Source organism: Pseudoneobacillus rhizolycopersici (genome assembly GCF_054786815.1).
On sequence record NZ_JBTOOE010000169.1, the window covers coordinates 1 to 253 of the forward strand.

The 253-nt window shown below is 39.9% G+C and carries 1 protein-coding gene; it reads right to left on the reverse strand.

Features of this window, described 5'->3' with window-relative positions; translation table 11 throughout:
• A partial coding sequence (locus tag ACX9YW_RS23285) for a hypothetical protein (protein WP_460351139.1) occupies positions 1-253 on the reverse strand: 253 nt, incomplete at both ends.

Here is a 253-nt window from a genome sequence, read left to right on the forward strand (position 1 = left end):
TATATGTCTTCACTGAGGGTTTTACTGATAGTGACCGTGCGCTCGTGGAAAAATTTCAGCAGTGTATCTAGTACTTCGTTTGATAGAATTTGTTGATGGATGGGATTAACCTTCAATCCGCAAAGGTCCCCAATGACTTGATTAAGAAACCAATAACCCGACATGTTCCCTTGAGAAAACCAGCGGGTGTTATCAGATAATCTTTCCAGCATACTTTGATCATCTGTTGAATCTAGGTAGTGCTTTACAAAAC